The sequence below is a fragment of the Thalassolituus maritimus genome, assembly GCF_900156675.1.
In the GTDB taxonomy this organism is placed as follows: domain Bacteria; phylum Pseudomonadota; class Gammaproteobacteria; order Pseudomonadales; family Oceanobacteraceae; genus Thalassolituus; species Thalassolituus maritimus.
In genome coordinates this window covers 335,110-360,810 of sequence record NZ_FTOH01000001.1, presented here as the reverse complement: position 1 = coordinate 360,810, position 25,701 = coordinate 335,110, and the positions used below count along the sequence as shown (strand labels likewise).

Annotated in this window: 26 protein-coding genes; 6 read left to right on the top strand and 20 right to left on the bottom strand. The window is 51.2% G+C overall.

Annotated elements, in window-relative coordinates:
- Nucleotides 1-2: 2 nt before the first annotated feature.
- The 10 genes from recO to rpoE all read right to left on the bottom strand — a co-directional run bounded on the left by recO (nt 3) and on the right by rpoE (nt 8,731).
- On the bottom strand, nt 3-647 hold the full coding sequence (recO, locus tag BW941_RS01670; RefSeq protein ID WP_076513818.1) for a DNA repair protein RecO: 645 nt from the start codon (nt 645-647) through the stop codon (nt 3-5).
- The gene (gene era, locus BW941_RS01665) at nt 644-1,540 is read right to left on the bottom strand and encodes a GTPase Era (RefSeq protein WP_068436972.1); all 897 of its coding nucleotides are present in this window, start codon (nt 1,538-1,540) and stop codon (nt 644-646) included. Before era ends, recO begins: the two co-directional genes overlap by 4 nt.
- Nucleotides 1,537-2,226: a ribonuclease III gene (rnc, locus tag BW941_RS01660; protein ID WP_068440721.1), complete on the bottom strand. Its 690-nt coding sequence runs from the start codon at nt 2,224-2,226 to the stop codon at nt 1,537-1,539. The genes era and rnc overlap by 4 nt, the downstream gene beginning before the upstream one ends.
- Complete coding sequence (locus BW941_RS01655; protein ID WP_076513815.1) at nt 2,219-2,587, bottom strand: DUF4845 domain-containing protein; 369 nt, start codon at nt 2,585-2,587, stop codon at nt 2,219-2,221. Before BW941_RS01655 ends, rnc begins: the two co-directional genes overlap by 8 nt.
- A gap of 2 nt (nt 2,588-2,589) precedes the next feature.
- Complete coding sequence (lepA, locus tag BW941_RS01650; RefSeq protein ID WP_076513812.1) at nt 2,590-4,389, bottom strand: translation elongation factor 4; 1,800 nt, start codon at nt 4,387-4,389, stop codon at nt 2,590-2,592.
- 110 nt (nt 4,390-4,499) lie between these two features.
- Complete coding sequence (locus BW941_RS01645) at nt 4,500-5,891, bottom strand: DegQ family serine endoprotease (protein ID WP_217693557.1); 1,392 nt, start codon at nt 5,889-5,891, stop codon at nt 4,500-4,502.
- 21 nt (nt 5,892-5,912) lie between these two features.
- Nucleotides 5,913-6,362: a SoxR reducing system RseC family protein gene (locus BW941_RS01640; RefSeq protein WP_076513807.1), complete on the bottom strand. Its 450-nt coding sequence runs from the start codon at nt 6,360-6,362 to the stop codon at nt 5,913-5,915.
- Nucleotides 6,363-6,428: 66 nt separating this feature from the next.
- The gene (locus BW941_RS01635) at nt 6,429-7,418 is read right to left on the bottom strand and encodes a MucB/RseB C-terminal domain-containing protein (protein WP_076513804.1); all 990 of its coding nucleotides are present in this window, start codon (nt 7,416-7,418) and stop codon (nt 6,429-6,431) included.
- Nucleotides 7,419-7,421: 3 nt separating this feature from the next.
- Complete coding sequence (locus BW941_RS01630) at nt 7,422-8,123, bottom strand: sigma-E factor negative regulatory protein (protein WP_076513801.1); 702 nt, start codon at nt 8,121-8,123, stop codon at nt 7,422-7,424.
- A 20-nt stretch (nt 8,124-8,143) separates the two neighbouring features.
- Nucleotides 8,144-8,731, bottom strand: a complete 588-nt coding sequence (gene rpoE, locus BW941_RS01625; protein ID WP_068440813.1) for an RNA polymerase sigma factor RpoE — start codon at nt 8,729-8,731, stop codon at nt 8,144-8,146.
- Between the two features lie 280 nt (nt 8,732-9,011).
- On the opposite strand from rpoE, the gene nadB reads away from it, so the two are divergent.
- Entirely contained in the window at nt 9,012-10,619 is a 1,608-nt protein-coding gene (gene nadB / locus BW941_RS01620; RefSeq protein WP_068440736.1) for an L-aspartate oxidase, read from the top strand.
- 16 nt (nt 10,620-10,635) lie between these two features.
- On the opposite strand, the gene BW941_RS01615 is transcribed toward nadB, so the two are convergent.
- Nucleotides 10,636-11,055, bottom strand: a complete 420-nt coding sequence (locus tag BW941_RS01615; RefSeq protein WP_068440740.1) for a hypothetical protein — start codon at nt 11,053-11,055, stop codon at nt 10,636-10,638.
- Nucleotides 11,036-11,299 carry an FAD assembly factor SdhE gene (locus tag BW941_RS01610; RefSeq protein ID WP_068440743.1) on the bottom strand — a complete coding sequence of 88 codons (264 nt, stop codon included), beginning with the start codon at nt 11,297-11,299 and terminating at the stop codon, nt 11,036-11,038. The genes BW941_RS01615 and BW941_RS01610 overlap by 20 nt, the downstream gene beginning before the upstream one ends.
- Nucleotides 11,300-11,429: 130 nt before the next feature.
- Here BW941_RS01610 and ygfZ point away from each other — a divergent pair, with 130 nt between their 5' ends.
- From ygfZ to BW941_RS01580, 5 genes are all read left to right on the top strand, one after another.
- Nucleotides 11,430-12,362 (top strand): CAF17-like 4Fe-4S cluster assembly/insertion protein YgfZ, encoded by a 933-nt coding sequence (gene ygfZ / locus BW941_RS01605; protein ID WP_076513798.1) that lies wholly within the window; start codon nt 11,430-11,432, stop codon nt 12,360-12,362.
- A gap of 71 nt (nt 12,363-12,433) precedes the next feature.
- Complete coding sequence (locus tag BW941_RS01600) at nt 12,434-13,282, top strand: HDOD domain-containing protein (protein WP_068440751.1); 849 nt, start codon at nt 12,434-12,436, stop codon at nt 13,280-13,282.
- Between the two features lie 37 nt (nt 13,283-13,319).
- The gene (locus tag BW941_RS01595; protein ID WP_068440754.1) at nt 13,320-13,958 is read left to right on the top strand and encodes a hypothetical protein; all 639 of its coding nucleotides are present in this window, start codon (nt 13,320-13,322) and stop codon (nt 13,956-13,958) included.
- A gap of 13 nt (nt 13,959-13,971) precedes the next feature.
- Nucleotides 13,972-14,913: an alpha/beta fold hydrolase gene (locus BW941_RS01590; RefSeq protein ID WP_076513796.1), complete on the top strand. Its 942-nt coding sequence runs from the start codon at nt 13,972-13,974 to the stop codon at nt 14,911-14,913.
- 411 nt (nt 14,914-15,324) lie between these two features.
- Nucleotides 15,325-15,804 (top strand): DUF4442 domain-containing protein, encoded by a 480-nt coding sequence (locus tag BW941_RS01580; RefSeq protein WP_076513790.1) that lies wholly within the window; start codon nt 15,325-15,327, stop codon nt 15,802-15,804.
- A 73-nt stretch (nt 15,805-15,877) separates the two neighbouring features.
- Here BW941_RS01580 and BW941_RS01575 read toward each other — a convergent pair whose 3' ends face one another.
- The 8 genes from BW941_RS01575 to BW941_RS01540 all read right to left on the bottom strand — a co-directional run bounded on the left by BW941_RS01575 (nt 15,878) and on the right by BW941_RS01540 (nt 25,663).
- On the bottom strand, nt 15,878-17,182 hold the full coding sequence (locus BW941_RS01575) for a tetratricopeptide repeat protein (RefSeq protein ID WP_076513787.1): 1,305 nt from the start codon (nt 17,180-17,182) through the stop codon (nt 15,878-15,880).
- Between the two features lie 25 nt (nt 17,183-17,207).
- Nucleotides 17,208-17,822, bottom strand: a complete 615-nt coding sequence (locus BW941_RS01570) for an energy transducer TonB (protein ID WP_076513784.1) — start codon at nt 17,820-17,822, stop codon at nt 17,208-17,210.
- 1 nt (nt 17,823) lies between these two features.
- Complete coding sequence (locus tag BW941_RS01565) at nt 17,824-18,234, bottom strand: ExbD/TolR family protein (protein WP_068435124.1); 411 nt, start codon at nt 18,232-18,234, stop codon at nt 17,824-17,826.
- Nucleotides 18,235-18,249: 15 nt separating this feature from the next.
- Nucleotides 18,250-18,774 carry a MotA/TolQ/ExbB proton channel family protein gene (locus BW941_RS01560; RefSeq protein WP_245820019.1) on the bottom strand — a complete coding sequence of 175 codons (525 nt, stop codon included), beginning with the start codon at nt 18,772-18,774 and terminating at the stop codon, nt 18,250-18,252.
- A gap of 2 nt (nt 18,775-18,776) precedes the next feature.
- On the bottom strand, nt 18,777-20,147 hold the full coding sequence (locus BW941_RS01555; protein WP_076513782.1) for a MotA/TolQ/ExbB proton channel family protein: 1,371 nt from the start codon (nt 20,145-20,147) through the stop codon (nt 18,777-18,779).
- On the bottom strand, nt 20,147-20,938 hold the full coding sequence (locus BW941_RS01550; RefSeq protein ID WP_076513779.1) for a DUF3450 domain-containing protein: 792 nt from the start codon (nt 20,936-20,938) through the stop codon (nt 20,147-20,149). The genes BW941_RS01555 and BW941_RS01550 overlap by 1 nt, the downstream gene beginning before the upstream one ends.
- Before the next feature lie 180 nt (nt 20,939-21,118).
- Nucleotides 21,119-22,546, bottom strand: coding sequence for a beta-helix domain-containing protein (locus tag BW941_RS01545; RefSeq protein ID WP_076513776.1), 1,428 nt, complete (start codon nt 22,544-22,546; stop codon nt 21,119-21,121).
- A 126-nt stretch (nt 22,547-22,672) separates the two neighbouring features.
- Nucleotides 22,673-25,663, bottom strand: a complete 2,991-nt coding sequence (locus BW941_RS01540) for a TonB-dependent receptor (protein ID WP_076513774.1) — start codon at nt 25,661-25,663, stop codon at nt 22,673-22,675.
- Between the last annotated feature and the right edge of the window lie 38 nt (nt 25,664-25,701).

The window sequence follows — 25,701 nt, the reverse complement described above, 5'->3', positions numbered from 1 at the left end:
TTTCAGGAACGATGTATTAAAAGTTCACGGCTGATAAGCGGTCTGGAGACTGCGCAATCAATGGCAATACGCAATACCTGACGAGCGACGGCCAGAGCGCCCTGCTGACGGAACTCACCCTCAGCAATGGCAAGCAGGATTTCACCATTCCAACCATCGGGGTCTTCAATCAGCCCCTCTCCGGCACGGAAAAGATAACGAGTTCCGGCGATGACGGGGGCACCATGAGTCGTCTGCGTCCAGTGTATACCCTGTCCGCAATGACTGAGAAGACACTGTTCGAACATACGTAACCAGATGTCGATCCTCTCGTTGTTACTTAAATTCGAAAGTATGGTTGAGTATAAATCGAATAACTCATTGGAAGGGTCATTTAAAGGGAGAATGGTCGTCAGCAGCTCATCCATGTAGAGAGCACAGACAAGTGCCTCACCGGACAACTCAAGCGCAGGATCTGCTTCGCAGGTCTTCAGTTTAGGAAGATCACCACTGGCAGGCCACTCACCATGGCATGGCTGGTGTATTTCCGGTAACTGCGCATCACGGCAAACGACCTTGACCAGCCCACTATGTCTCGTGAATAAGGTACAAAGCCAGTCCGAGCCACCACCGAGCGGCTCGCGTCTCAGTAGCCACCAGTGCCTCATATTTCCCTGTCGTCGTACCCCAGACTTCGCAAGGCCCGCTCATCGTCAGACCAGTTTGATTTCACTTTTACCCAAAGATTCAGCATGACCTTACAGTCAAACAGTGATTCCATATCTTTACGTGCTTCGATGCCAATCTGTTTTATGCGGTAACCTGCATCACCAATCACGATGCGCTTCTGCGACTGACGCTCGACCATGATCAGTGCACTGATTTCGATCAGCGTTCCTGTGTGCGCAAATTCTTCAATCTCGACCGTCATTTCGTACGGTAACTCATCACCCAGTTGTCGCATGATTTTCTCGCGAACCAATTCGGCGGCAAGAAAACGTGAACTGCGGTCAGTAATCTGATCTTCAGGATAAAAATATGGATTTTCAGGCAGATAGCTGCGAATAAGGTGTTCAATACGTTCGACGTTATGGCCTGTCTTCGCGCTCAGAGGAATGATCTGATCAAACGGGTGCCTGCCAGCAAGCTCTTCGAGGTAAGGAAGCAGCTCGTCTTTATCTCGTACAAAGTCGATTTTATTCACGACCAGAATCACCGGCGCGCGCTGCTGCTTAATGGTCTGGAGCACCATTTCATCTTCATCCGTCCAGCGCATCCGGTCGACAACCATCACCACTAAATCAACGTCTTTTACCGCCGTTGTAGCCGCACGGTTCATGTAGCGGTTAATCGCTTTATCGTGCGCTTTATGAATCCCGGGAGTATCAACAAAAACGATCTGAGTATCTTCTTCTGTGAGAATACCCAGAATCTGGTGACGAGTCGTTTGCGGCTTACGGGATGTAATAGAGAGCTTCTGGCCAAGAATACGGTTCATCAGCGTTGATTTGCCAACATTCGGACGACCAACAATCGCCACAAAACCAGTGCGTGTACTCATGATGCAGACTCCTCAAGCCCAAGACGTTTCAGAAATACCTGAGCAGCAGCCTGCTCAGCAGCCCGGCGACTTGAGCCTTCTGCCGTGACAACATCTTCCTGCTGTGGAATGCGACAGCTGACCGTGAATACCTGTTCATTACCGGGCCCACCGACACTGACTACAGTGTACTTCGGCAAACTCAGACGGTTGGCCTGCTGATGCTCCTGAAGGCGAGTCTTAGGGTCTTTAATCGGGTCTTCGAGAGTCAGTGCATTCAGCCGCGACTCATACCACGCCAGAATACGTTCTGATGCAGACGTCTGCCCTGAGTCCAGATAAATAGCGCCAATAATTGCCTCCACTGCATCGGCCAGAATCGAATCACGGCGGTGACCACCACTTTTCATTTCGCCAGAACCCAGAAGTAAAAATTCACCAAGGTCGAATTCTTTCGCGATCTCCGCCAGCGTGTCACCTTTTACCAGTCTCGCGCGCAGGCGGCTCAACTTGCCCTCTTTCGCATGAGGAAATTTACGGAACAGTGCTTCGGCAATAACAAAATTCAGGATGGAATCACCGAGGAATTCCAGACGTTCGTTGTTGGTTCCCGACAGGCTTCTGTGGGTTAACGCTAAATTAATCAGCGCCTCGTCACTGAAGGTATAGCCGAGGCGCTGAGAGAGTTTTAACAGGGGATTATTCACTGGTGATAACTTTCTGGTGCTGGAAGGTCAGTACGAAATCGATATTCGCCAGGAAGTGGCCTCGGTTTTCGTAAGTCCAGTCGATGGTCAGAGTATTCCGGTCACGTTTAACGATCAGTTTGTCCGTCGTAACCTGAATATTATTATTACGGAGGCGTCGCTCAAGTTCATCTTTCACTGAGCGCTCAGAGCTGCGCGCGTTCACTTTGCCGCTCTCTTCCATATTGTCCAGAACGATACCGACTTCGGTATCATCAAAATAGATAGGAACGATGACCATCACGGCACGTAGCAATACGATGCCAATCAGAATTAATAACAGCGCAGTCGCTGTTGTCATACCGTGCTGGTTTCGTTTCATATTTAATCGTCCACTTTGAGGACAGCAAGAAACGCCGATTGCGGAATTTCCACACTGCCGATCTGTTTCATCCGTTTTTTACCTTCTTTCTGCTTCTGCAGCAGTTTCTTCTTACGACTGACGTCACCACCGTAACACTTGGCCGTCACGTTCTTTCGCAGTGCTTTTACAGTCGTACGTGCAACCACCTGGTTGCCTACAGCAGCCTGAATCGCTACGTCGAACATCTGACGAGGAATCAGTTCTTTCATTTTCTCAGTCAGGAGGTTACCACGGCGACGCACGCTTTCTTTGTGCATAATCACTGCCAGTGCATCCACACGATCACCGTTTACCAGAACGTCCAGACGAACCAGTGGTGCTTCCTGAAAACGCAGGAAACTGTAATCCAGAGAGGCGAAACCACGGCTCGCGGACTTCAGACGATCGAAGAAATCCATGACCACTTCAGCCATAGGAATTTCGTAACGTAATGACACCTGACTTCCGGTGTACTGCATATCGACCTGTACGCCGCGCTTGTCGACACACAGAGAAATAACATTACCCAGGTATTCCTGAGGCACAAGAATATTACACTCGGCGATCGGCTCACGCATTTCATCGATGGAGCCAATATCCGGCAATTTCGATGGGTTATCCACATTGACGACGTCGCCCTTACGGGTAACGACTTCGTAGATTACCGTCGGCGCAGTAGTGATCAGGTCAAGATCGTACTCACGTTCGAGGCGCTCCTGAATAATTTCCATGTGCAGCATACCCAGGAAGCCACAGCGGAAACCGAAGCCCAGCGCATCAGAATTTTCAGGCTCAAAGAACAGCGAAGCGTCATTCAGTGAGAGCTTATCAAGCGCAACACGGAAAGCTTCATAGTCGTCCGACGACACAGGGAATAGACCCGCATATACCTGCGGCTTAACCTTCTGGAAACCCGGAAGGGCATCAACGTCCGGATTTTTGGTAGACACAATCGTGTCACCGACGGGCGCCCCATGAATATCTTTAATGCTGGCGCAGAGATAACCCACCTCACCGGTATTCAGCTCGGGGCGCTTGGTCATCTTCGGCGTAAAGTAACCTACATCATCAACAATATGGTCTTTACCGGTCGACTTCAGGCGAATTTTGTCACCTTTCTTGATTGAGCCATTCTTGACACGGATAAGCGACACGACGCCCAGGTATGGGTCAAACCATGAGTCGATGATCAATGCCTGCAGCGGTGCATCCGGGTCCCCTTCGGGAGCAGGGATGTTGGCGACCAGGTCTTCGAGCACGTCTTCGACGTTAAGACCACTCTTAGCGGAACAACGCACTGCGTCGGTCGCATCAATACCGATAATGTCTTCGATTTCCTGAGCCACGGCATCCGGGTCGGCCTGCGGGAGATCCATCTTGTTCAGTACTGGACGAACTTCCAGCCCCTGCTCAATCGCGGTATAACAGTTGGCAACGGACTGAGCCTCAACACCCTGTGCTGCATCAACCACCAGAAGAGCACCTTCACAGGCAGACAGTGAGCGGCTCACTTCATAACTGAAGTCGACGTGTCCTGGGGTATCGATAAAGTTGAGCTGATACGTCTCACCGTTCCGTGCGGTGTAGTTCAGGGTGACGCTCTGTGCCTTAATAGTGATGCCACGTTCGCGCTCAATATCCATGGAGTCCAGAACCTGCTCCTGCATTTCGCGATCGGAGAGGCCGCCGCATACCTGAATAAAGCGGTCAGACAGAGTAGATTTGCCGTGGTCGATGTGGGCAATGATGGAGAAGTTGCGAATGTGGTCCAGCTGGCTCACAGAATAATCATCCGGTTGTGAATTCAATCGGATGATTTTACCTGAAGGACCGGGTTAAGGCTATGAATGACGGGGGCCTGTCAGCCCCTGCCCTGTCTATCATGCGCGGGTCAGTTCACCCGAAGCGGTATGAAGGAGGCCTGCCCCCGGCGAACAATACGCATCGGCACGCTGCGATTGCCTGGCAGGTCGTTAACGACACGCTCAAAATCCGCCACCGAACTGATGCGCTGGCCATTGATCATGGTAATAACATCACCGCGGACCACGCCCGACATGGACGCCGGACCACGATTCACATCAGTGACGACAACGCCCTGCTCGTTACTCTTACCGGCAGGAATGTCACTGACGACGAGCCCTAACCGGTTGCTCTTGCGCTCTGCAGGTGGGGTATTCGATGACAATTGAATATCATCAGACTCCGGTAGCGCACCAATTTCAACATCAATGGTCTTTCTCTTTCCTGCTCGAACCACCGAGAGTTTCGCAGTATCACCAGCCCGTAAACGACCAATAAGATGTGGCAGATCGGATGAAAGCTGAACGTCCTTACCGTTCACCTTCACGATAATATCGCCACTGACCAGGCCCGAACTCTCAGCCGGACTACCGTCTACTACCTGAACGACAAGTGCACCAGCGGCACGATCAAGCCCGAACGATTCCGCGAGATCCTTATTGACCTCCTGAATGACCACACCGAGCCAACCGCGACTGACCTTACCTTTGCTCTTGAGCTGCTCTGCGACATCCATTGCAACATTAATCGGGATCGCAAATGACACGCCCATAAAGCCGCCCGAGCGCGTGTATATCTGGGAGTTAATGCCTACGACCTGCCCCTCAAGATTAAAGAGAGGACCTCCAGAGTTGCCCGGATTAATGGCAACGTCAGTTTGAATAAAGGGCACGTAGTTTTCGTTCGGCAGGCTCCGCCCTTTGGCACTGACAATGCCGGCAGTCACAGAATAATCAAACCCAAAAGGTGAACCAATGGCGACAACCCACTCACCGACATCAAGCTTATCGGAATCACCAAGCTCTACCGTCGGCAGGTCATCGGCATCTACTTTCAGCACAGCGAGATCAGAGCTTGGGTCAGCACCAATTAGTACGGCCTCAAGTTCTCGACGGTCATTCAGGCGTACGATGATTTCATCGGCACCCTGGACAACATGGTTGTTCGTGAGGATATAACCGTCCTCAGAGACGATAAAGCCAGACCCCAGGGAGTTGCTGTCACGGCGCGGCACAGGCCCCTGAGGGAACTGACGTCCGAAAAAATGCCTGAATATTTCTGGCATATCGTCTGGCATACCATATTGCCCGGATAACGCACTTTTCTGTTGGGCATGTTGGACGGTACTGATGTTGACCACCGCGGGCGAGGTCTCTTTCACCAGATCACGGAAATCCGGAAGGTCTGCATGTGCCGAAGTCCACGACACCGCTAAAAAGAAAGTCAGAAGGCTCAGCGAATGTTTAATCGCCAATGTCATTTTCATCGAGGGCTATCTCCGCTATTCAGAAACTCCGTTTATATTTATTGCGGTAGAGTGTGTTTTTTTCAATACGGTTGGCTGCCACTCAGATTGCATTTTCCTGCCAAGCTGGCGTGCGGCGAGCAACCCAAGGATCAGTCCCAGCCCCCCGGCGAGAAGCGACTGCGGCTCAGAACCACCCTGAAATCCGATAACGGCCCCCAGAATAAGTCCCAATAGTGGTAATCCGTACATAGCCAGAGCGCTGATGGCGAGAGACCCGGAGGGAAGCTCAACCGTGACCTGATCTCCGACCTTGAAAGAGTCGTTCGTACGGACCCACAAGCGAACAGGCTTGCCCATTTTACTGAGCGTATGCTGTCCGCATCCAGCGCGCGCACTGCACGCACCACAGGCGCTCTGCTGAACACCTTCTACCCAGATACCATCGTCACCTGTTCCGACGACCTGAACAACTTCCTGACTCACATTTATGACCTTACTTTACAGCTTTCTACAATCGGGAGGACGCCGGACGAGACAGCGTTCGCGTATTCACTTCATACTGAGAGAATACGAAGGAATCGCAGAATCCAATACTTTGTCGAGCGTCACAGGAGGGAGCTCCCCAACGACGCTCAGACGAACGTGCTGACCATCCTGCGTAAGAATATCTTCTACGGTAGCGGAAACTGGCCCCCACTGTCGACTGACACGGGATGAGGACGACCTGCCTTGCCCGACACGATCAACGAACAGAGAGAATGAAGCCAGTCCATCAGAGAAGGTCATGCGAATATTATCATCAGACTTGATCGCCTGTTGAATGTGAAACCCCTGAGGCAACCAGGATGGGAACCAATCCGACTCCGGACTGACATCAACGCTATTTTTCTTACTGAATTGGAGGGTGTGCCCAACATCAGCAGCCCTCGACTCGTTGTCTGGCATGGTAAATTCGGTATCCAGACTCACAAACTGATAGCGTCGCAGCACTCTACCCTGTTCATTCGTCATTTCAGCTTTTAACGGCAGCTTAGAGGCCTTGTCCAACCAGATCTGGTGGGCATAACGGTCAGGATGCTCAGGGGTGATCCAGATAGAGATAGTCTGACGACCCGCGACACGCTCTGATTGAAGATCGGCAAGGGCAAAATCGTAGCTCTGATCGAGCGCTGAAAGAGATGAAGGGAAATTATGACCGAACGGCTTCATGACGTCGGGCGTCATGCCCGATTGATGCTGGCCCTCGTGAATACATACGATTTCATCGTGGGCACGAATCTGAGAACGCTCAAGGCCAGTCAGATAGTCTGTCCTTTGCACCAATCCCTGGTTCCGGTAGGTTTGCTGGATTCGGGCCGACTCCCAGCGAGCGGGAGACCCAAACATCACGGTGCCTGAATAACTCTTAGAGCGAACAGCTTCACTCATGTCTGACATTAAGCTTAACGCTTTCTGGTCGCCTGCGCTCGCAGACACCCCGAACGTCAGTCCCACCGCCAAAAGCGCGGTGAAACATCGGGTGCTTAACGATTCGAGCATAAATTACTCTGGCGCAGGCCCAGCGCTGACTTCAGCCCGGACGCGCTCGCGGATGCCGCTGTCCTGGCCAAAGTTTGCGACACGTGCATATGGCACAGCCTGATGCGTTTCCATACCAAAGGCCTGGTCTTCGTGCTCGAGCACATATTGCTTCAGGCGTTCCTGAGCTTCTGCCAGTTCTGCAGCAGACATCTGAGTGTCAGCAGCCACTGAAGCGACCGCAACAGAAGACTGAGGCATTACCGCAGGCGCTGACTGAACAGCTTCCGCCTTGGCAAGCGTCATATCAGCAGAACCAACCGTAACGTCAGGCACGGAAAGCACTCGCGCACCCAACAGAACCGCCATGGTCACCGAAGCAGCAACCGCACCTGATACCATCCAACCCGGCAAAACAGACGCTTTGGGCTGCGTGGCGTCATAGGTTTCAACGTCAGGCGCCGCTGCACTTATTGACGCACTCGCCTCATCAGCCCCCGGAACTTCGTCCATTGGCTCACCTTCTATGGCCTGCATAATCCCTTTTGAGAGATCAACGGTATCAACGGATTCCCCGCGCATAGCTGCCCCGATCAGGTGGAAGTTTGCCCACTGCTCTCGGAATTCAGCATCATTTTCGACGTGATTCAATACACGTCTCAGTTCAAGCTCGTCACACTCGCCATCACAGAGAGCTGACAGAGACTCCCTTATCCGGTTCTTCATAAACTACACCCATCCAGCATTTATGCAGTCGCGCTGAGCAACGGCCGCATTTTCTTTTCAATTGCTTCCCGCGCTCGGAAAATTCGGGATCTTACTGTCCCTATCGGGCAATTCATTGCCTCTGCAATCTCTTCGTAACTGAGCCCTTCGAGCTCACGTAGGGTCACTGCACGACGTAATTCGTCTGGCAGATCTTCGATCGCATCAAATACGACCTTGCGCAGCTGGTCTCTCTGAAGGAGACCATCCGGCGTCTCTACGTCTTTCATATTGGCCTCGTCTGCGAAATAAGCAGCGTCGTCGAGGTCAATGTCCTGAGTCGGCGTCTTACGACCACGACTGATCAGGTGATTCTTAGCGGTATTCACCGCAATCCGGTACATCCAGGTATAGAACTGGCTATCTCCGCGGAAAGAGGGTAGCGCACGATACGCTTTGATAAATGCTTCCTGCGTCACATCCTGAGCTTCAGCATGATCGGAAACAAACCGACCTACCAAAGAAAGGATACGATGCTGGTACTTCACCACCAGCAGGTCGAATGCCCGCCGGTCACCCTTCTGAACCCGCGCGACCAATTGTTGGTCTGAAGCTGGTTGGTCGGTCATCTGGTTACCTGCATCTGTAGGTTGCTTCTCTGCAACATTAGTTGAACGAGTCACACCTTGCCCTCCGTTAGTGGCTGTATAAGTTCGGTGTGTCTCAGAGCAGATAGTTCATTATCTTGACACTTCGTGACATACACACCGATAGACCACCCAGAATTCGACGAGTTCCGTGACGAGCGAGTTTCTTTGTCAACGGGCCTCCGGCGATTTATAGTGCGGCCTGTTTGCCAGCGCCTGAGAGAAGGCTTAGCTGAGATTACCACCACTGGAGCCTGTGTGCATGAGCCAGACACTGACTTTTGATGTTTTGATTATAGGTAGCGGCGCCGCGGGCCTGACACTGGGCTTGTCGCTGCCCGAGCACCTGAAAGTCGCGATCATCAGTAAAGACTCCATGGATGCCGGTTCAACACGTTGGGCGCAGGGCGGCGTCGCTGCCGTACTCGACGAAGAGGACAGTGTCGACGCGCACGTTGCTGACACGCTCACAGCTGGTGCAGGATTGTGTAACGAAGCCGCCGTGCGCTTCACCGTCGGTAATTCTACAGAAGCTATACAATGGTTAATCGACCTCGGGGTTCCGTTTACCAAGGATGGCGAGGATCAGTTTCATCTGACCCGGGAAGGTGGGCACAGTGCGCGCCGGATTATCCACGCTGCCGATGCTACCGGCCATGCAATCTCTGATACGCTTCTGCAGAAGGCAGAAGAGAGAAAGAACCTTACTCTGTTGCATGATTACATCGCGGTTGATCTGATAACCGGGGACAAACTAGGGCTTGAACATCACGCCTGTATCGGCGGCTACTTTCTGAATAAGAAAACCGGCGAAGTCGATGCAGTCACCGCCAAAGCAACCGCGCTGGCTACGGGCGGTGCCAGCAAAGTCTATCTCTACACCAGCAACCCCGACGGTGCCTCAGGCGACGGCATTGCCATGGCATGGCGAGCGGGCTGCCGTGTTGCCAATATGGAGTTCAATCAGTTCCATCCCACCTGCCTCTATCACCCCCAGGCAGGTTCATTCCTGATCACCGAAGCCGTGCGCGGCGAAGGCGGCAAACTACTGCTGCCAAACGGTAAGCGTTTTATGGATAAATTCGATGAACGGGCCGAGCTGGCTCCCCGGGATATCGTCGCACGCGCTATCGACCATGAAATGAAACGCCTGGGCGCCGATTGCCTGTTTCTGGATATCTCGCATAAGCCCGCTGAGTTTATCCGCGAGCACTTCCCGACTATCTATGATCGCTGCCTGCAACTGGGTATTGATATCACGAAAGACCCTATTCCGGTTGTTCCCGCAGCTCACTATACCTGTGGCGGCGTAGTTTCTGACAATGCTGGGCGGACTGACATTGATCGCCTTTACGCCATCGGTGAAACCGCTTGTACCGGTCTGCATGGTGCAAACCGTCTGGCCAGCAACTCTTTGCTGGAATGTCTCGTGTACGCCCGGGCTGCTGCGGCAGATATTGAAGCTCAGATTGCTCAGATCCCTGCCCCCGACCCTGTTCCTCACTGGGATTCAAGCCAGGTCACAGATTCTGACGAAGACGTTGTGATCTCGCACAACTGGGATGAGCTGCGCCGCTTTATGTGGGACTACGTAGGCATTGTCCGTACGACCAAACGGCTGGTCAGAGCCAAGCACCGCGTAAAACTTCTGCGTCAGGAAATTCAGGAGTTTTACTCCAACCACAAAGTGACCAACGATCTGTTGGAGCTGCGTAACCTGGTTGACGTGGCCGACGTAATTATCCGCTCAGCACTGATGCGTAAAGAAAGCCGTGGACTGCATTACAGCCGGGACTACCCTGAGGCACTGCCGAGAGCATTTGATACCGTACTGATGTCCAAATACATCAGCGAACTGGGTAGCCTGTAATCTGAACCCTGGGCGTTCAGATACTGCCATACAACTCGTATTTAAGGTGGTTGAATGGCTCGCGACTCAGAAAACAGTCCGGCCTTATGATAAGCACCTGCCAGGGCCAGAACCCCCAAACCAGTACAATCAATTTTCGTCGACGAATACTGCCTGAATGAAAACTGACAGGGACTTTCGTATTGTCCCGTAACAGCCACCAGCCGTCGGTGTTTTTACCAATCAGGACAGGCTCACGCTTCGCCAGCAACGCCCGGACCGCGAGCGCCAGGGGAACAACGGCCAGCAACCCCAAGGTATAGATTGTCGAGCCCCAGAAAGCCGTTCCCAAAAGAGCAAAGACCAGCAATAACGTTGCTGACAGCCAGGTCAGGACTTCAACACGCTGCTGAAGCCCGGACGGCCGTATGATCCACTCAGCGCGGTTGGCGTGCAAACGCCAGCACCAGATCAACGATACGTTTCATGTCGGGATCTTCAGGTTCGGCATGTTCCATAAACCAGGTGAAGAGATCCGGATCTTCCTTGTCGAGAAGGTTGCGGTATCGTAACTGATCATCATCACTCAGCTGCGCATATTGTTGCTGAGCAAAAGGTAAGAGCAATACATCAAGCTCCAGCATGCCACGGCGACTATGCCAGATAGCCCGCTTTGCCTGAATTTCTTTTTCTTCAGTCATCTTCTGATTCACCTCTGTCAGGGGGACGCATTATAACAAAGGTCAGTACGAAGTCTCACACCAGCCCTTGAAATCACATACACTCTGCCTCCATATGCAGTAGTCCCTACCCCACCCGCAAGGAGTCATCATGTCTCAGACCATCGCCACATTCGGCCAGATCACCGATCAGGGATTTATTCCTGCTAATGGAAGCCCATCCCCAAGTGATCAGGGCGAGGCGAGAACCGTGCTCAGCCAGTTTACGCTGCTACAGATAGACGGGCCAGACAGTGAAAAATTCCTACAGGGGCAACTCACCTGCGACATGCAAAGTGTCACCAGCGAGCAGTGGCAGGCGGGCGCCTGTTGCGACGCAAAAGGGCGCATGATCGCTAACTTCATCGCTGCGCGATCCGACACCGGATTTATTTTACGGCTTCCTTCGTTTCAGGCAGAGGTTCTGGTGAATCACCTGAAAAAGTACGCCGTCTTTTTCAAAGCAACTATGAGTGTCACAGAGAATCTCAGAATCATTGGCGAATTGAACACTGCTTCAGGCGACAAATCGGTGCGTCAGGGGGATGTACGCCAACTGAACTGGCCAGACGGTCGTTGCGAATATTGGCTGCCCGATGCACTGACCGACGATTACCTCAGCAATTATCCGCTTGTCTCTGAATCGGCCTGGCACGCGGCAGACGTAAGCTCAGGCTGGCTCTGGGTACAACCTTTATCATCCGCAGCCTGGATACCACAGTATTGCGACTGGCAGGCCCATGACGGCATCAGCTTCAGTAAGGGGTGCTATACCGGGCAGGAAGTGGTCGCTCGCCTGCAATACTTAGGGAAGAGTAAGCGTCACCTGTATCGGGTGGAACCAGCCACTGATCTTCCTGACATCATGGCGGATGTTCTCATCAATGGTAAAGCCAAAGGTGAGCTGGCCACCCGCGTATGCCGTGATGGCAAATTCATCGGTTTGGCCGTGGTAAGCAGTGACGAGGAAACACTCGAGGGCGAATGTGGGGACCGGAAAATCACTCTGCGCAGAGTCTTCTATACTGAAGACGAACGCGGATAAGCGAGCCCCAGACAAACAGGTGCACCGGCGTCCTCTGCGTTTCACCATTTAACATACGCAGAGGTACCCGCATGACTGGCCAACTGATCCAGCAGACCCGAGAAGATATCGAGGGAATGATTGCCAGAGACGAGCTGATTCTCCCAACACTGCCAGAAATTGCTCTGAAGGTGCGGGACATCGCTGAAGATGAAAATGCCAGCATTCAGGACATGGCCCGAGCCCTGACAAAAGACCCTGCATTAAGTGCAAGACTGCTGCGGGTTACCAACAGCCCCATGGTGAGAACTATGGTGCCCATCACGGATGTTACAACGGCGATCTCACGCCTGGGGATCGACTTTACCAGCAACCTGGTCGTCGGTATCGCCATGGAGCAGATGTTCCAGGCAACCAATGATGCCATCGACCGCCGCATGCGCGCATGCTGGTCACACGCAACAGAAATTGCTGCTTCGGCTCAGGTATTGGCGCGCCACTTCACTAAATTGCCTCCCGATCAGGCGCTCCTCGCAGGACTGGTTCATCAGATTGGTACACTGCCTTTACTATCCTACGCAGAACAATCTGGCTCCCTGATTCATGGTGGTCCTTCACTGGATCATGCCATTGCCGAGCTGCATCAGGAGCTGGGTCAGAAAGTACTTCAATCCTGGGACTTTCCACCCGAACTGATCGCAGTGACTACCGACTACCTCAACTTCGAACGCGAACGTGACGAGCCTGACCTGATTGACCTGATTCAGGTCGCTACCCTGCAAAGCTACGCGGGCACCAATCACCCTCTGGCCAATACAGATACCAGCCAGGTGGGCGCTTTTGTGCGACTTGGTCTTGCAGCAGACACTGAAACTCTCGAGCTGGACGACATCGCGACTGAACAGTCAGAGACGCAGGCAGCCCTATCCTCCGGTTTTTGATCACGAACTCAGGCTGACATTGGGGTACACTGCCCCCATGACTACGATATTTGCTGCGCTCGTTCTTCTGCTTTCATTTGCCGGCATTCTGATCTGGCTGTTCAGTCTCGCCAAGCCCGGTCGACGGGCCGAACTCGCAGGAGCCGCAGACCGACTGAATATGAGCTTCGAGCCCTGGCGCATGCTGAGCACAGGCATTCGGCAAGCCGGATTTCAGATTCTGTCTACCGGAGACCCCCGCTACGTCCCCAACTATATCGAAGACGAAACTGTCCTACTGTTTGATTTCACTCGTCTGACCGGACGAGCACCCACCGTCCAAACACTGATCATTATGCCCTGCCCTATCAGTACAGACGCCCGACTCATGGTCAGCCCCTTGGCCCGGGAAAGCACCCACTGCTTTGACAAGGGTAAGCCCATTAGCCGGCTTGAGCATGAGGACCTACCCAACACTCTTGCCGAGCAGCCAATCTACGGACTTCCTGTTCACAAAATACGGCCGCTTCTGACCGAAAATGTCCAAAACTGGCTTTTGGCCCATCCGCACCTTCACATCGAATGGGCAGCTGGCATGCTCCTTGTCTGCCAGCCTGGCTATCAGATCGCTGGCGACGAACTGGAGGACGTCATCGACGACGTTCGTTCACTGGCAAACGCTTTAGCATCACACTGACCGGAGTACTCCTTTGTTCAATATTCTTCGAGCAGCAACGCTTGTTGCTGCCGCTTACGTATTAATCGCGTGTACCGCAACACAGCAGGACTCGCTCTATCAGAAAGCTATGGACCTGGGCGAATGGAAAGCCGGGCTGGATGAGCAAAAGTCTGACATTGCAGACATCGAGATGAATTATCTGATCCGCAAGGGCGATGGCCCTATCCTGATGCTGGTGCATGGCTTTTCTGCCAACAACAGTACCTGGTTACAATTTGCGGATAAGTTACCGGATAACTATTACCTGATCGCACCAGACCTCGCAGGTCATGGCAAATCGAGCGAGGCAGACAGCTATGACCTGGAACGTCAGGCCGAGCGCCTGAAGGCACTGGCCGAACACCTCAACCTCGGGCCATTCCATATCATCGGCAACTCCATGGGTGGTGCTATCAGTGCTATTTACTCAGCACGTTTTCCAGAAGATATTGCCAGTCTCATCCTGATAGATTCTGCTGGTCTGGACGGTGAAAACCAGAGCCAGTTTTTTGCTGAACTCGAAGCTGGTGATAATCCGCTAATTGCTACCGATGAAGCATCGTTCGAGTACCGTATGGACCTTATTCTGGAAAAGCAGCCGCCCCTGCCCTGGCCTATCCGCCCGGCACTTATACGTGAAACCGTAGAGCGAGCGCCTCTGAACAGAGAAATCTTCGACGATATGCTGGCAACCCGTGAGCGCATGGACCAGAACGAAATGAAGCGAATGATCTCATCCAACGTAAATATGCCAGCATTAATTATGTGGGGAGAGAAAGACCGCGTTCTGGATGTATCAGCAGTGGCGGAATTCAAAAAGGTAATTCCACAGGCAGAAGTGAAAATCTATCCGGACCTAGGCCATGTGCCTATGCTTGAAGATCCATCTGCCAGTGCAGAGACCATCAGTTCATTTATCAGCAAGCTTGACTGACTTCAGACAGGCCACTGTCGCGGAAGCCAATGCTTTGTACAAGGCGGCGCAATACAGTGGCCGGGCAAGCCCAGATGACACTTTGTATGCCAGCTTCAGAGCCGGTCGATGCTACTGTGTGACCCGGCTTCAGGACCATTCAGAGGTCTGGCTTCTCCGCAATCTGTGCACGCTGCCTGCTTATCGCCATCAAGGAATGGCGTCAGAGCTCTGCTGCTACATACTGCGTACCACAGAGAAGCCGGTCTGGTTGTTCCCTTTACCCGAATTAATTCCGTTTTATGAAAACGCTGGCTTTAATAGAGTGAGCGAAGATGAACTGCCCGATTGCCTGGATCAGATATGGCGATCGAGTAAAAAAAAGCATCCGCAGTCATACCCAATGATGGCTGTGCCCGACAGGAGATAACTATGAACCGTCTGAACCGAGTGATGAATAAACTTGATAGCCTGCCCGCTGGCTGGAGAACCGGCGCACGCTCTTTTATCATCGGAAAAATCATTCCGTTCGCAGGAACAGCATCGTGTCGCGTAGAAAAACTGACTAATAATGAATGTGTCGTTAAGATCAAAAAGCGTCGTAAGGTAGGCAACCACATCGGCACTCTGCATGCCGCTGCGATGGCGCTTGCTGCCGAATCAGCGACAGGTTTTGTAACAGCCATGAACGTGCCAGACAGCCGCGTACTGGTGATTCGCAATATGAATCTCACCTACCTTAAGCGCACTAAGGGTGATCTTACAGCCACTGCCACGCTCAGTGATGCAGACCTGGAACGTTTAAAAACGGAAGAGAAAGGAGATATCAGCGTTCCGGTTGTGATCAAAGACAGCGAGGGCACTGAAAGCGTTACAGCAGAAATGATCTGGGCGTGGACACCCAAGCGTTAAAAGCAATTGACGCTTATCGCGCATTAAAAAGGGGAGCCAAGCGGCTCCCCTTTTTTAAGCTCGTTATTCAGTATTAACCAGCGTTGGCAATGTACTCCCGACGCTGCTGCTCGCTCTCAATATATTCCTGCCACTGATGAGCGACTTTCTCTGCCGCTGGATATGATGCAGCTTTAAAGAAAGTAATAGATGCAGACTCCAGTTCATCCAGATTGTACTGAGCAAGCCCTTTGATAATTAATGCCTGATAAGGTGCCTTCAGATCACCCGCGTTCAGCGCTTTATTACTGAATTCAAGTGACTTACTCCATTCCTGACGCTCAGTATAGATCTGCGCGAGCTTGAAATAATCGCGTCCTTCACCAGATTCATCCGCTGCCTGTGTCATCACGACAATCGCATTGTCGTATTCTTTGGCCAACATCCAGGCATCCCCCAACAATGACAGATTGCGAGCGCTTTTCTCGACAACGTCAGCTTCCATTCCGTCTTCTAATACATGCGCAGCTTTATAAGGAATTTCTCTGCTCAGCAGCGCCTGAGCGAAATTGAGATATTCAGACTCTTTAGTAAAAAGCTTCTGATCGTAAGCCGTTTCCAACGTCGCCAGCTCCTGATCTTCACGACCCAGTTCATTATAAACTGCGGCCAGCTGCATCCAGTATTCAGACTTTGAGTACGTCGCTACAAGCTTCTCAAGAGTGACAGCCAGACCTTCATAGTCTTTCAGCTGAAACATCACGGCACGTTGCAGTAGCAACCAGCTTTCGGTAACGCGAGAACCTGCTTCTTCACGCATTGAAATTGCGGTAGCAATATCCTCACCGGCAAGTTCATACTTTTCCTGCTGGTACTGAACCTGTGCCCGGAACATGTAAGCGTCTGCATTCACTTTGTCTGAATGTGACATCCACTCATCAATGGTAGCCAGAGATTCTGCATAGCGCTCCTGCAACATATACAGTTTTGCCAGCGTGTAACGGGTCGTCTGCTTCAGGCTGTCTGGTGCGTTGTCAATCTCAATCACTTTTGCGTACTCAGGGATGGCCGCGGCGTAATTTTCCTGAGTCGAGTAAACGTAGGCATACATATTGTGCGTCATCGCACGCTCGTATGAATTACGCTTCCGCTTTTCTAATCGTTCGAGTGTCTGCAGGGCTTCGTCAAAGTTACCGGCATCAGCAGCCTGCTGTGCTTCTTCGAGCTTCTCAAATACGATCTCACGCAGCGTCATAGTTCTGCGCACGCGAGGGCCTGCTGAGGCTTCTTCTTGCGAATTCTCAGCCGTTTCCTCAGCAGCAGAGACAGACTGTACAGCCACAAAAGGCAGGCTGCCCAACAATGCACTCATTACTAATGCTAATGGTAACTTTTTCATAAAACACTCACTCCAGTTTTATACGTTACTTATCCAGCTCGAAGCGGATAATGTTACGAACCCCGGGTACATCTACTGCACTTCCCTCAACTACCTGGGGTTTATATTTAAATTTCTTAACTGCATCCAAAGCAGCCTTGTCGAATACGCCCGGAGGTTCTGCTTCCAGTACTACAGGTTCTGTCACAGTGCCCAATGAGGTTACGGTGAACTCGACAACGACATAGCCCTCTATACCGCGCTGTGCTGCACGGCGTGGGTAGGTCGGCGCAACTTTAACGATCGGCATGAACTCACCGTCACTGCCTGCGCCACTCAAGCCTGCATCCAGAGCAAGGTCTGCAGAGATATCCAGTGCACCGAGTGCTAAATCAGCCGCATTCTGAGAGTTAAACTCAGGCTTCACCATGTCTGGCTGTGGCGGCTCCTGCGGCGGTGCAGGTGGCTTTTCAGGCTGACGATCTTTCGTCTGTACTTCATCGTCTGGCTCATTCATCACAAAGCTCTGAATACGGCCATAATCAGTCGGCATGGTGACTGAGCCACCAGTACTGATGAGGCTCTGCATCATCCAGAAGACAGCGATGGTAGCGACGAATGCGACAGCAAGGGCGCCACCAAAACGGACAACAACCGGCATCTTACATCGCCTCTGTAGCCAGTGAGACGTCGTAGACTCCGGCCTGACGTGCAGCATCCATCACTGCCACCAGCTTACGGGTCTTCGCTTCTTCATCCGCCTGGATCACAACGGTTCCCTGCGGATTTTCAGCATGCAGACGCTCGATATTTGCGCGAACCTGACTCTCATCAACGCGGCGTTTATTAATCCAGATCTCGTCATTTTCATTAATGGCGATCAGAATGTTTGCGCGTGGCTTCGCCTGCGCGGTGCTCGCATCAGGACGATTAACTTCAATACCTGATTCTTTAACGAACGACGCGGTCACGATAAAGAAGATCAGCATAATAAATACAACGTCCAGCATCGGGGTGATATCAATCTCGCCCTCGGCTTCTACTTGCTGACTGGCAGAAAAACTGCGTCTCATAATCTTTTTCCCGAATTAATGATCGAAGGTCAGACGATCTTCGATACGGATTTTTTCTCGTTTGATGTATCGCTCAAGCATCGACTGAGCGAACACTCCCGTCAGGGCACCTACCATTCCAGCCATGGTTGGAATCGTGGCTTTGGAAATACCGGAAGCCATTGCTTTGGGGCTGCCGTTGCCAAAAAATGCCATAACGTCAAATACTTCAATCATGCCGGTTACCGTACCGAGCAGACCAAACAGAGGCGCCATGCCGATCAGCATTTTGATCGTGGTCATGTTGGCTTCCAGGTCTGAGCGTAGGGAGGCAATCAGGTCTTCACGAATCTGATGTGCTGCCCAGGATTTACGCTCGGTACGAGCTTCCCATTCATTCACCGCACGCTGCATAGCGTTGCGGTGAGAAAATGCGAAGTACCCGGCACGCTCCAGTACAAACAACCAGAGCAGCAGAATCAGTCCGAAGATGGCGTAGAGGACATCGCCTCCACGCTCCATGAACAGATATACCGGTTCGTATACTTCACCAAACATCATGATCAGGCTGCTTTCGCTTGTTGCTGTTCAGACTGGCGAGCCAGAATACCGGTGGCGCGCTCTTCCAGAATCATGATCAGTGCACGGCTACGGTTGTTGGTCAGGGTGTGCAGGAAGACACATGGAATTGCTGCAACGAGACCCAGTACAGTAGTCACCAGCGCCTGAGAAATACCACCGGCCATCAGTTTCGGGTCACCCGTACCGAACAGCGACATGGTTTCGAACACATCGATCATGCCGGTCACCGTACCCAGAAGACCGAGCAGCGGAGCAACCACTGAGATGATTTTGATCCAGCCGATACCGCGTGTCAGACGTGGAATTTCTGCGGCAATGGCTTCACCCAGGTGCAACTCGAGGGTTTCGGTGTCGCTTTTCTTATTCGCATTAAATACAGCCATCACACGACCAAGCGCATTCTTTTCATCAACCGTCTCGGTCTTCATCTGTTTGCTGATACGACCTGCTTCGATGTTCAGAACAATCATGCGCCAGATAGCCAGCAGAATACCTACGGCACCCAGTGCGAGAATGATGTAACCAACAACACCACCCTGGTCTACGCGATCACCCAGTTCTGGCGACTGGCCCATAATTTTCAGTAACTGGCCACGAGAAGGATCAATCCAGAAACCGGTCAATTCACTTCCGCTCGCAGATTCGAGAGCTGTAATTCCATCGGTGTAACGTGCACCCGGCTGCTTATCCATCTCGATCAGTCGCGCTGATTCAATGTCCCAGTTCAGGTACTTACCGTCAGAAACCGCGTTGAACCCACCAATACGAACAACCTGCTGCTGAGTGGTTTCACCACTAGGAGTAACGACGTCCGCTCTGTAGCTTGCAATGCGGCCGCTGTAAGTTGCTTCACGCTGCATCTCAAACCAGAGACGCTCAAGCTGCTCAATGGATGGCAGTTCAGAGGTGGCGCCTGCAACACGGATAAGGTCAGTCAGGAATGCTTCACGACCTGGCAGTTCCGAGCTGATAACAGAGCCTTCAAAAACACTCTTGGTATCGCCAGCAACCTGCTGCAGCACACCGAAGAGTTCTTTCAGGCTACCTAAACGATCATTTAACTGCGCTTGTTTTTCAGCAACGATCAGTTCGTTATCACGGAACTGCGCTTCTTTATCAGCACTCAATGCTTCAAGACGATCGCGCTCAGCCGTCGCTTCACGCACCAACTGTTCCTGCTTCGCTTTTGAGCCCTGGAATTCAGCAATGCGCTGTTCGAAAGCTGCGTTGTCGCGCGCCTGACCTTCTTTCACCAGGTTCAGAAGCTGATCAAGGTTTGCTGTCTCAGCAACAGATACCATCGGCATCGCCAGTGCAAACACACCGCTTAAAAATACATTACGGAGTTTCATCAGTTCGCCTCCTGTTGAGCCATCATAGGAGCAGCAACCGGAACTTTAATCAGATCTGGCGCAGCCTGTTCACGAGCAATACGGATGCCCGCCATCACTTTGCTCTTATACTCTGGCGCCAGAGGCTGCCAGCTGTTGGAATTCGTATTCCAGATACCCAGCTCCTGTCCGTCCAGAGACTGGTACACCAGAGCGATACGGCCAATACGCAGGAAGTCGACTTCACGCGGCGTTTCGCCTTCCAGCTCACCACGATATGACTCGATGGTACGGCCGTATTCGATCTCTGCCTGATAGGCCTCCATCACCTTGCGATACTTCTCAGCCGCGGTAACGTCAGAACGCCCCATCAGGTCATTCAGTTTGGAAACACGCGCCATACGCTCTTCTTTCAGGAAAGGTACATCTGCTGCTACAAACTGATTAACAGCATCAATCATACGCAGCATCAGAGGAGTGATCTGGCGTTCAACCAGCGCTGCCTGACTCATGCTTTTATCGATGCTCGCCAGGTCTTTTGCCTGAGCGTCGAGCTGACGATCCAGCTGCGAGATATAGACATTCAGGCCTTCGATTTCTTTCATCAGTGCACGGTAATCACGCTCGGTAGCACGAATGTCTTTGTCGATAGAATCGATGGTCTGCTGAGAAGCCTGTGCCTTCTCTACACGCTCGACACCCTGCTCAACTGCATCATCCAGCGTTGCAGCAGAGGCGACGCCTGTAAAACTCATACCAGCAATAGCGATAGCGCTCAGAAGGCGCGACGTCTGGCGTTTGGTTGTTGCCATGTTAAATACCCAATTAAAAAGAATGGCCGGAAACCGGCGTTTCTGAATTCGCGAGAAGAATACGAAGAAAAGATGACAATTCTGTGACATTGCAGAATTACTACGAACAAATGACATACAAATGTCGCAAAACGAAAAACGGCACCCGAAGGTGCCGTTTGTCTCGCAAGAATAAGTGACTTATTCTTCAGTTTCGAAGGCTGCTGGGATTACGTCAGCTGCCCATGCCCACCAAGCGCTTTCTGCAGCAGTAACAGTCGGGTCAACCGCACCGATGTAGTCAGTTTCTTCAAAGAAGCCTGTAGAAGCATTTGCGCTAGTCGCTGTGCTTGCAGTTACTGAACCATTGCCACCGGTTACTTCAAAAGCATTACCCAGAGCAACGTTGTCGGAAGTTGAGCTTGCTCCCCAACCAGTGATCTGACCTTCTGTAGCGCTATTTTCCAGACGCAGAGTATCTTCTGCATCCATACCTGTATATTCAACCAGAGAGTCGGTCAATACAACAGTTGTCTCTGTATCAGCGATACGGAATGCTTTGGCATAGTTATCTGCAGCAATCTTAGTCAGAGTGCCGTAGGTACCTACCTTCGCACGCATCAGGTATGCAGAACCTTCAGAAGCAGTCTGGAAAGTGATGTTTGAAAGAGTAGGATTAGAAACTGGCTCAGCTGTGTTGCTCAGGCCAGCGTTATCCGCTTCGATACCATTGTCACCCGCATTGGTTACGCCCTGTCGAACAAGAGAGAACTGAATGTTACCGCGATAGCCGTCATCCCAGTCGATTGACTCATCACCATTGTCGACCAGAATCAGGTGTTTAACATTTACTGAACCACCGAAGAACTCGATGCCATCATCGTAATTGTTATAAACCATAACGTTTTCTACAGTTGTGCCGTAGCCCACTGAGTGCATAGTGATACCGTTAATTTCACTATCAGCAACAACTTCGTAACCGCCTTCAGCAACGATCAGGTAAGAAATAGAACCGCTGTTGTCAGCATCGTCGTTACCGCCATGGAAACCGGTATCAGCTTCGTCAGCTGTGTTACAGATTTCTTCTGGAGTCGCTGCATATTCATTCGCACACTGGTTATTCTTAGCGAAACCCTGAACTACCAGACCGCCCCACTCTTTATTGCCTTCGTAGTTGTCATCAATAGAAGACATAACGATTGGCGCCTCTGCAGTACCGTTGGCATTGATCTTAGAGCCACGAGAGATGATCAGAGTACCCTTAGAGGTCGAGCGGAAAGCAACACCTGGGTCAATAGTCAGAGTTACTTCACTTGGAGCATCGTAGGAAGTCAGTTCGCCTGCACCATCACCAACAGTAACGTAGTCAGTCATGCTGTACACATAGTCGGTAGTCAGTGTTGCGTCAGTCAGAATGCTGCCACTGAGCAGACATACTGGCATATCCACACCATCAACGGAGTAAGTAGTATCCAGTTCTTTACCAACACCAACGCTACAAGTGTTATCAGTAACAGTAGGCGTAGTTGGTGTAGTTGTATTATTTGATGAAGAGCTGTCGCCGCCACACGCTGTCAGCATAGCTGCAGAAACAGCAGTCATAGCAACAAGAAGTTTTTTAAGTTCCATGGTAATTCCTTGGTTAGTTAATCTGGTTAAGAACTTGACGAGACACATGCTATGGCCACTGTGTGACACTTTTATGAAAGATAAAAAAAATCCCGCCGAATGCGGGATTTTTTATAAAACGCTTTATCAGAAAACCAACGAAATACCGGCAGAGACCTCACGCCCTTTACGATAGGAGCGATAGTTTTCACCTTTTTGTGTGAGACTGACGGGCTCATCTGTAATGTTCTTCAAAGCCACTTTAAACGTAAGATCCGGTACAATTTCTGTTGAATAGTTCGCACTTAACTCGCCTCTCGGATCTTCCATAATATCCGGTGAATTACTATTGGCCTGAGTTGCTGAGTACAGTAGCTCACCATGATAGTTATACACCAGTGTGAATTTCTGTTGACTGTCGTAATCATCAAGCCCTATCTGAACATTCGCCAGACTATCGGGCTGCCCTTGCATAGCTCGTGAGCGAAATGCAATATCTACTTCAGAATCAATTAAAGATAGATTTCCCGAAACAAACATTAAGTAACTGCTGAGATCAAATTCCGACCTGAAGTCGATTTCGACACCATTGATGGTACCAGTATCCCCATTACGGTATGAGAATACCGATCCACCGGTCAGTAATGTCTTTTCGATTGGCTTGTCAAAGTTCTTGGTAAAATAAGCGAGGCTAATGCTTTCATTTTCACTCATGTACCATTCAGCACGAACATCGATATTGGTAATCTCCGCACTTTCAAGCAGAGGGTAGCCTCGTATATTGTCGCCAGTATCGGGGTCGACGTACTGCGCATTAGCGAGTTCACGAAAATCTGGACGGTTAATAGTCTGATACCAGGCACCTCTAAGCTGAACACTCTCGCCAAGAAAAACTGTTAAACCAGCTGATGGATACACATTAGAGTCAGAGATTTCTGCATAAATGGGGTTACTTTGATCCTGAGCACTAGACTCGTACGTTTGTACTGAAATATCAGAGGACTCGCTACGAAGTCCCGCATTGACCCGGAAGACTTCAAGGCGTTCATACTCGATACCACCAAACAGAGCCGTCATATCCCATGAGGCATTATAGTCTGCCGAACCTGCGGTCTGATTGAGAAGGCTAAGCTCATCGGCGGCGATGGTTTCGGTTACGATCTGATCGATATCGAAATTGTTAATATAGTCACCCGCCAGACCACTGTTTGCATCGTAGCCAAGCGTCGTGCCATCAGCTTCACGCTCACGGGTAAAAGCTGAGAAGCCATAGTCTGCTGTCAGGTAATTTGTGGACGACTCGAAAAGAGAAGAGTCGAAACTGACACTATAATCTGTGATCGAATCAGAAAGCGTATTGTACTCTCGCTTTACCTCACTCCAATAAAGGTAATAGTCATCCAGCCCCTCATCAAAAGCAGGAATTTCATAGGTATACCGACGCCGATCCGGGTTATCCAATTCAGCCTCAGAAAAACTTATCTGCCATTGCGCTGTCGTTTTTAGGAAACGATCAAAATAGTGTTCGCCTGTGAACTGCTGCATGAATAGCTGGCGCTCCAACCAGTCCATATTGTATAGAATTCCCTCACGATCCTGGTCTCCACCTGTACCACGTTTAACACTGGTTTCCGAGTGGGTCTGACGAAGCAATAAGGTATTACTGGTGACTTCATGTATGCCCGAGAGCATTCCTAAACTCAGTCCAAACCCAAGATTCACGTCGTTAGTTGTCCGTGTTTCATCGTATGAGTCATCAACGTTGAGCTCGCCATCCTCTCCAAGCAGGTTGGTATCGGACTCTCTTTCCTGAACTTGCCATTCGTTAGAGAATTTGACAGATGCCTGGTAACCGTATGCAGTATTACCGTTGTCGTAAAATGTATCCCCCATAGATAGCTCTGCAGAAATATCAGGTAGGACGTTTCGTTCTTCTGTATTCAGATTGTCAGGCAACTCTGCAACCAGGTTCTTACCAAGTTCAGGATTAAAAAGCAGGCTCTCACTACTGAACTCTTTAGCATCCTGATTCAGCGCTCTATCGCCATCTGCACCGAAGCCGAAAAAGTCTCCACCTTCTTCCTGCATAAATTCCTGCTCAGTAAAGGTAGCACTATCGTTATACCCCAAAGACAGAGACAGCTTCCCTTCAAATTCCAGAGGGAACTTTTTAGTACTCAAAGAGACTGTGCTACCCGTTGAATCTGCATATACATCCGGAGTGGCCGTTTTCTGAACGTCGATTCCATCAATCACACTGGACGGAAATAGATCGAGAGGTACGACCCGACGGGATGGGTCAGGACTCGGCAATGAGGCACCATTCAGTAGAATCGATGTATGACGTTCATTCAGGCCACGAGCGACGACGTATTTACCATCTGCAATGGTCACGCCCGCCACACGCTTCAACGCAGAAGCCGCGTTAGAATCACCAAAGCGAGACATCTGTTCGCCGCCAATCGAATCCAGGACCGCGCTGGCATCACGTTCCTGACTGGTTGCAGAGTCTGCGACATAAGTACCAACCGCAACAACCTCTTCGATGACGCCATTCCCGGACATTCCGACCTCAACATTCAGGTCAACCGGTACGCCAGGCATGCTATTAACGTTAAGTTCAGCTCTCTGATAGCTTGGATGAGCAACAGTCAGGGTGTAGTTACCGCGCGGTAATTCGAGTGAGAAATTGCCATCGTCGTCAGTAATCACACCAAGTTCTGTACCTGCCGCAGATACCCGTGCACCTGAAACGGGGCCACCTGTTTCGTTGGATATCAACTGACCTTTGATTACACCGCCAGCGGCGTCAGACGAGCTGGTTTCAGCAATGGCTTCGCCACCTAAAATCTCGACAAATACATCTTTTGAAGAGTCGTCATTTTCAAGGGTGAAATCAGCCTCTCCTACCCAGGCACCGTATTGCGACAATTCAGCGGTGTAACTGTCAGCAGGCAGTTCAAAGGTAACAAAGCCCTGAGGATTGACTATCCGCCGCTGGCCATTAACAGAAACGGATACGGCGTCAGCCGCGCCACCGTCTTCGGTGATGTAAAATACAACTTCTGCTGCATGCGCTGTCGCGAGGCAGAAACTACTGGTGATCGCGGCCGTACTGATGAGGCGCTTAAAACTCATGATTCCCCCGGTAATTACTGGGGGCGCACGCCCCCGAG

What these genes read in the sequence shown, in the direction of transcription:
- BW941_RS01540 (WP_076513774.1), bottom strand. Translation starts at nt 25,663, where the DNA reads ATGAGTTTTAAGCGCCTCATCAGTACGGCCGCGATCACCAGTAGTTTC.
- BW941_RS01560 (WP_245820019.1), bottom strand. Translation starts at nt 18,774, where the DNA reads ATGATGTTTGGTGAAGTATACGAACCGGTATATCTGTTCATGGAGCGT.
- BW941_RS01555 (WP_076513782.1), bottom strand. Translation starts at nt 20,147, where the DNA reads ATGAAACTCCGTAATGTATTTTTAAGCGGTGTGTTTGCACTGGCGATG.
- BW941_RS01550 (WP_076513779.1), bottom strand. Translation starts at nt 20,938, where the DNA reads ATGGCAACAACCAAACGCCAGACGTCGCGCCTTCTGAGCGCTATCGCT.
- BW941_RS01645 (WP_217693557.1), bottom strand. Translation starts at nt 5,891, where the DNA reads ATGACATTGGCGATTAAACATTCGCTGAGCCTTCTGACTTTCTTTTTA.
- BW941_RS01600 (WP_068440751.1), top strand. Translation starts at nt 12,434, where the DNA reads ATGACTGGCCAACTGATCCAGCAGACCCGAGAAGATATCGAGGGAATG.
- era (WP_068436972.1), bottom strand. Translation starts at nt 1,540, where the DNA reads ATGAGTACACGCACTGGTTTTGTGGCGATTGTTGGTCGTCCGAATGTT.
- BW941_RS01580 (WP_076513790.1), top strand. Translation starts at nt 15,325, where the DNA reads ATGAACCGTCTGAACCGAGTGATGAATAAACTTGATAGCCTGCCCGCT.
- BW941_RS01655 (WP_076513815.1), bottom strand. Translation starts at nt 2,587, where the DNA reads ATGAAACGAAACCAGCACGGTATGACAACAGCGACTGCGCTGTTATTA.
- BW941_RS01570 (WP_076513784.1), bottom strand. Translation starts at nt 17,822, where the DNA reads ATGCCGGTTGTTGTCCGTTTTGGTGGCGCCCTTGCTGTCGCATTCGTC.
- BW941_RS01610 (WP_068440743.1), bottom strand. Translation starts at nt 11,299, where the DNA reads ATGACTGAAGAAAAAGAAATTCAGGCAAAGCGGGCTATCTGGCATAGT.
- BW941_RS01565 (WP_068435124.1), bottom strand. Translation starts at nt 18,234, where the DNA reads ATGAGACGCAGTTTTTCTGCCAGTCAGCAAGTAGAAGCCGAGGGCGAG.
- rpoE (WP_068440813.1), bottom strand. Translation starts at nt 8,731, where the DNA reads ATGACCGACCAACCAGCTTCAGACCAACAATTGGTCGCGCGGGTTCAG.
- ygfZ (WP_076513798.1), top strand. Translation starts at nt 11,430, where the DNA reads ATGTCTCAGACCATCGCCACATTCGGCCAGATCACCGATCAGGGATTT.
- nadB (WP_068440736.1), top strand. Translation starts at nt 9,012, where the DNA reads ATGAGCCAGACACTGACTTTTGATGTTTTGATTATAGGTAGCGGCGCC.
- BW941_RS01630 (WP_076513801.1), bottom strand. Translation starts at nt 8,123, where the DNA reads ATGAAGAACCGGATAAGGGAGTCTCTGTCAGCTCTCTGTGATGGCGAG.
- recO (WP_076513818.1), bottom strand. Translation starts at nt 647, where the DNA reads ATGAGGCACTGGTGGCTACTGAGACGCGAGCCGCTCGGTGGTGGCTCG.
- BW941_RS01575 (WP_076513787.1), bottom strand. Translation starts at nt 17,182, where the DNA reads ATGAAAAAGTTACCATTAGCATTAGTAATGAGTGCATTGTTGGGCAGC.
- BW941_RS01545 (WP_076513776.1), bottom strand. Translation starts at nt 22,546, where the DNA reads ATGGAACTTAAAAAACTTCTTGTTGCTATGACTGCTGTTTCTGCAGCT.
- BW941_RS01635 (WP_076513804.1), bottom strand. Translation starts at nt 7,418, where the DNA reads ATGCTCGAATCGTTAAGCACCCGATGTTTCACCGCGCTTTTGGCGGTG.
- BW941_RS01595 (WP_068440754.1), top strand. Translation starts at nt 13,320, where the DNA reads ATGACTACGATATTTGCTGCGCTCGTTCTTCTGCTTTCATTTGCCGGC.